Here is a 4,883-nt window from a genome sequence, read left to right as displayed (position 1 = left end):
CCGACAGGTCAATTTTCGAGTGAGTGAAGTCGAATTTGAGAAACTTTCTGAGATAGCAGAAAGTTTTCAAATGAGTGTGCCGGCTTATGTTAAAAAGCAGGCACAAGGATCGAGAATGCGACCACCGAAGATCGATCGAGAGGGTGCATTTGAGATTGCCCGTCAATTGCGTGCCATCGGGAACAACGTAAACCAGATGACCAAACACGCAAACGAGGGCAAATCAGTACCGAAAGAAGAACTGGAAAACATACAGAAGGAGTTGAATCAGATATGGCAACAATTCAACTCGGCAATACAAAAGTAGCCAACAAGCTCATTTCCTACGCTGAGAAACGAGCAGAAGAACGATCAGGGGTCGATTGTCCACCGGAGTATACCAAGTCTCAGATGAAGGCGACGAGAGAATTATGGGGCAAACCGGACGGGATTCAAGCCCATCATGTCATTCAATCCTTTAAGCCAGGGGAAGTGACAGCCAAACAAGCGAACGAGATCGGGCAAGAACTCGCTCGAGCCATCTCAAAAGGGCATGAAGCCGTCATCTACACGCATACGGACAAGGAGCATATTCATAATCACATCATCATCAATGCCGTGAATTTCGAGAGTGGCAGCAAGTATCAATCCTCGAAGAAGGACCTCCATCGGATTCGCGAGGAGAGCGATCGGCTCTGTCAGGAACGAGGATTGTCCGTCATCGTGAAAAAGGACGCTCCGGTTCGCTATACATTGGCGGAGAAAGCCCTTCTCGAGAAGGGCAAGACCTCTTGGAAGGACGAGATCCGGACGAACATCGAAGAATCGAAGGCATCCACGAATAGTTACGATGAGTTTAAGGTATATCTGTTGAAGGCTCACAATATCGAGGTACGAGAACGGGGAAACACGACGACCTACTACGACCATACAAACAAGAAACGAGTACGAGACAACAAACTAGGGGCAGACTATGAGAGGGAGGTCATCAAGGATGGGTTTGAAAGACCAATTGAAGGCGAAAGAACAGGAATTGGTGAAGTCGGAAGACACACCGGAGTATCACACGGAGAACGAGCAGGAAGCGATACCACGCCAAACACAGGAATCCTTGATTCAGAACGAACAGGAGCTTCTGATGCGCCTGAGAGCCGTCGAGGGCTATCTGTCGACCGTCCTGCAGGAGGTCGTCCAGAAGGAGATGACGTTCCAACAGGAAATCGAGAATCTCGTTCAGATCAGCAAGGACACCGAAGAAGTGACGAATTTGATTATGAAGAATTCAACCGAAAGCTTGAACAATCGAAGCAAGGAACTCGAAAAGCATACCAGCAACATAAACGAACGATTACAGGCATTGATCGAAACCTACTCGAACCAACTCAGCAAGAACCAGCAAGTCCTTCACGAGCAGCTGAAGAACATACAGAGTACACACCTCGAGCAATTGAACGACAGCCACAAGCTGATCACGAGCCAACTCAAGCAAACGAGCGAGAAGGCCAACAGCAGCATCATCGCGCAACAAAGCGAGCTAAAGCAGATACTCGAGAACAACACACAGAAGATCGAGACAGACATGAACAGTCTCAAGAGCAGGCACGAACAACAGCTAAACGAAATATCAACAGATCTTTCGAACAAGATTTCGAGCGTTAGATGGAAAATCATCACAACAGAATGGCTAGATGCAGCCAAGCAAGGACTGATGACGGCAATCTTCCTCGTGCCGATCTATCTTAGTATTCGTTTCATGGCTTCACTAGCAAATATAGAATTACCATAAAATGTATAGAATAGTCGTTTATGATTGATTATGCTTGAGGCAAAGGAGTGATAGCATGTTTGAAGCGATTAAAGACCCCAAAGTTAATAGAAACCTATCAGTGATGATTATCATCGGGACTATTACCTTTGCTTTATCTGAATGGTTTATCGTGCTTTATATAACAGTTTTTGCTATTTATATAGCCAGCCTCAAGTATTCTTCTGAAACTTCTCTACCGAAAAAAATAATAGTGAACACGATCGGCTTATTATTATTAATCGCCTTAGTTTATGTAATTCAAAGGTTTGTTTATTAATTTAAATAAAAAAAAGTTTGTGAAAAGGGGCGATTTCGCCCCTTTTTTTCGTGCTTGGCTCTGTAGCAAGGGTAACGTTGCGAGGAATTGTCATTTCACGCAATGATAGCATTTATTTCCTTAAATTATCTGTACGAACCTACAAATTTCATATTGTAGCTAAATGAATCAGGATATACATAACCATGAGTATCTAGTCCTACAAGCGAAACATTACTTAGATATCCGGCTGTGTATCCATTTTTGTTGAAAGCCTGCCAAACAAATTTTGAACAATAGTTGTAAGAAACATCTTTGAGATTCGTTGAGAATCTGTAACTTGTAACTTTATTAACATTATTTACAGCCCATTGACCTGCTTCAGCACGCGCTGTTGTATTAGAATGTCGATAAATTTTTACAGTTCCACCTGATTGATTGGTAAGGTGAGTAGAAAGTGATCTAGTTTTACCAGGAGTTGATCCTGTCAAAACTTCTCGGACTAAAAAGTCTGAACCAACGATAGCAGAATGCCCTACAAATTTTGTAGCATCCCAACTCTTATCAGATACCAATACATCTCCTGATTTAACTATAATTGTAGAGTGTGGGTAACGAACTGTTTCACCTGGTTTAACTGTTCCATCTTCATCAATATCAACGTCAATAACATCTGTATCGACTGATGGAATTGAAAAAGGAGCTTCACTCAAAGAAGTGGTAGAGTTCTCATCTCCGATTTGAAGAATGTCTGAACCTTCGGCTTTAATATTTACAGGATTGAAAATTAAAGAAATACTAATAAATAAAGCAAAGACCAAAAAGAAACTAAACTTTTTCACGATTAAATCCCCCTTTTAGTATAATATATACATAAAAGAACTTAATTTACCTAAAAAAGGAAAAGGTGATTTTGAATGATTAATTCAAAAAAGAAGAAGATCTCAATATTCATACTATTAATATTAATTACTACGCTTCTTATTGGACTTTTATTATTTTTAAATGAGCAAAATCATCGTAAAGAAATACTAGAATCAGTAATTAAAAAAGAATTTTCTATTTCACCAAGTACGTATGAAACAAACTCATCATTTAATAAATTCGGATATATGTATACACTCGTTTTTGATGACGAATCAAAAATCGAATACGAATTTTTTGTGAAAAAAAATGATGAAAATAAATATGTAGTTACCTACTACGGTAATAATGCTCAAGGCAATGTTCCTTTAAAAGAGGACGAATTCCTAACACTAAATGATTAAATCATTTTTAATAGATCATAGAAATATCTAATACAAAGTAAAATACATTCTACTTTCTAAATAGCTTCATAATATCTTAAATATCCCAGACTACCGCACTTCGTTTTCGGCGTTTCCGCCTTCACTTCGTTTGCTGGCGTACTGCGTCACATTGAATGGAATCGCTTCGCTCCCTCCTTCAACGTTCCTCGCACGACATGTTCTCCAGTCGTTGATCTTCATCTTTTCCGGCATTTTCTTTTCCTTTTTTTACTCAAAAAGACTTGATGCACTAGAAGAGCATGTGCATACTGCGGGAGGAAGGCGAGGAAAACGGCTGGATGGGCAGACTAACCCCTTGAAAATAAAAGGATTAAATCTGCCCAACGTTTCTGCGTCCAGTGTAGGACGAGGTATCCGTATGTCTAGGCGTTCCAAGACTGCAGGGGAATCACGCCCCTACGATATGACTCGCTGCGCTAGTGCGCACACAAGGCGTTTCCACGCCCTACCTTGCTGCCTTTCGGCGACTCGTCATATAATCCACTCTGACGTGGCCAGAAGCCACCTCAGGTCGTGTCACAGCAATCATACAGCCGCCTACTAGGAAATTCCCCACCGTTTGTCGTGGGACTGCCTACGGTCTCGTACCATATGACCCCGTCTGAACCTCTCAACGATCTTTACCATATCCTTATGAGGACTTAGGCTATGTACAGGGCTTTACGTCCTTCCCCTGCTAACGTCGCATCACCTACTGGAACTGCGGTGATGACCGATCTATTTTACTGCGTCGGCTAGATGAACCTACTCGTTTAAAGAGCGAGTGCTGACCTCTTTTATATGTAAAACCAAAACAAAAAGGACATCGTTCGATAGCAGGTTTCGCAAAACTCGCTACTGAACGATGTCCTTTTTCTGTACTAAAACCTTGTAAAGTATAGGTTTAATTAGTATGATAAGTTCATCTTAGTTGAAGTCACGGCCATGTGCCTTCAACGATCAATAGCTAGTGTTAGTGCACTCGCTATTCAAAAGCGTCACTTCGTTGATCATCTACTCGTTTGGCGACAAGTAGATAGGAGAAGTGGCGTTTTTTGTGTCTTCGTCCATATTTTGTTACTCATTATTGTACGCTTACATGAGTTTTCTGACAATACAAGATTCAATATTTGTATAAGAATTTCAAAAGGAAGCACTCTTTTTGAATTCAAATGTAATGAATACTTCAAAGCGATCTACCAGGCTACTTCCTTTAGGAAGTAGCTTCTTTCGTCTCCTAAGACGAAAGAACGGTCTCTAATTTTTTTAGAGAAAGGGGCTCGGGGAATCCCCCGACAAGCTGTATGTGCGACACGAAGTGGCTAGCAAATACGAAGCTTGCCAACCCCTCTATGAATCGAATATGATGGACGAGTAAAATCCTTTTACTCGTCCATCATTCGAGGCATAATTCGTACGTATTCAGAGGGGGCGGTTGTTTTGAAGGCGAACCGAAAAGAGAACCGACAGGTCAATTTTCGAGTGAGTGAAGTCGAATTTGAGAAACTTTCTGAGATAGCAGAAAGTTTTCAAATGAGTGTGCCGGCTTATG

Annotated in this window: 5 protein-coding genes; 4 read left to right on the top strand and 1 reads right to left on the bottom strand. The window is 41.4% G+C overall.

The features are described 5' to 3' along the window. The 3 genes from KNQ13_RS15460 to KNQ13_RS15450 form a co-directional block, all read left to right on the top strand. Positions 1-307, top strand: a 307-nt coding sequence (locus KNQ13_RS15460; protein ID WP_214773259.1) for a MobC family plasmid mobilization relaxosome protein, incomplete at its 5' end; no start/stop codon positions are given. Then, complete coding sequence (locus KNQ13_RS15455) at positions 274-1,638, top strand: relaxase/mobilization nuclease domain-containing protein (protein WP_209548542.1); 1,365 nt, start codon at positions 274-276, stop codon at positions 1,636-1,638. The genes KNQ13_RS15460 and KNQ13_RS15455, both read left to right, overlap by 34 nt. Before the next feature lie 182 nt (positions 1,639-1,820). After that, positions 1,821-2,063, top strand: coding sequence for a hypothetical protein (locus tag KNQ13_RS15450; RefSeq protein ID WP_209548543.1), 243 nt, complete (start codon positions 1,821-1,823; stop codon positions 2,061-2,063). A gap of 125 nt (positions 2,064-2,188) precedes the next feature. Here the strand turns inward: KNQ13_RS15450 and KNQ13_RS16060 are convergent, their stop codons facing one another. Then, positions 2,189-2,884: a YiiX/YebB-like N1pC/P60 family cysteine hydrolase gene (locus KNQ13_RS16060; RefSeq protein ID WP_209548544.1), complete on the bottom strand. Its 696-nt coding sequence runs from the start codon at positions 2,882-2,884 to the stop codon at positions 2,189-2,191. A gap of 75 nt (positions 2,885-2,959) precedes the next feature. Between KNQ13_RS16060 and KNQ13_RS15440 the strand changes: the two genes are divergently transcribed. Beyond that, positions 2,960-3,310 (top strand): hypothetical protein, encoded by a 351-nt coding sequence (locus tag KNQ13_RS15440; protein WP_209548545.1) that lies wholly within the window; start codon positions 2,960-2,962, stop codon positions 3,308-3,310. The last annotated feature ends 1,573 nt before the right edge of the window (positions 3,311-4,883 follow it).

Source organism: Exiguobacterium sp. s128, from assembly GCF_018618815.1.
GTDB lineage: Bacteria > Bacillota > Bacilli > Exiguobacteriales > Exiguobacteriaceae > Exiguobacterium_A > Exiguobacterium_A antarcticum.
This window is presented reverse-complemented; position numbering and strand designations above follow the sequence as displayed.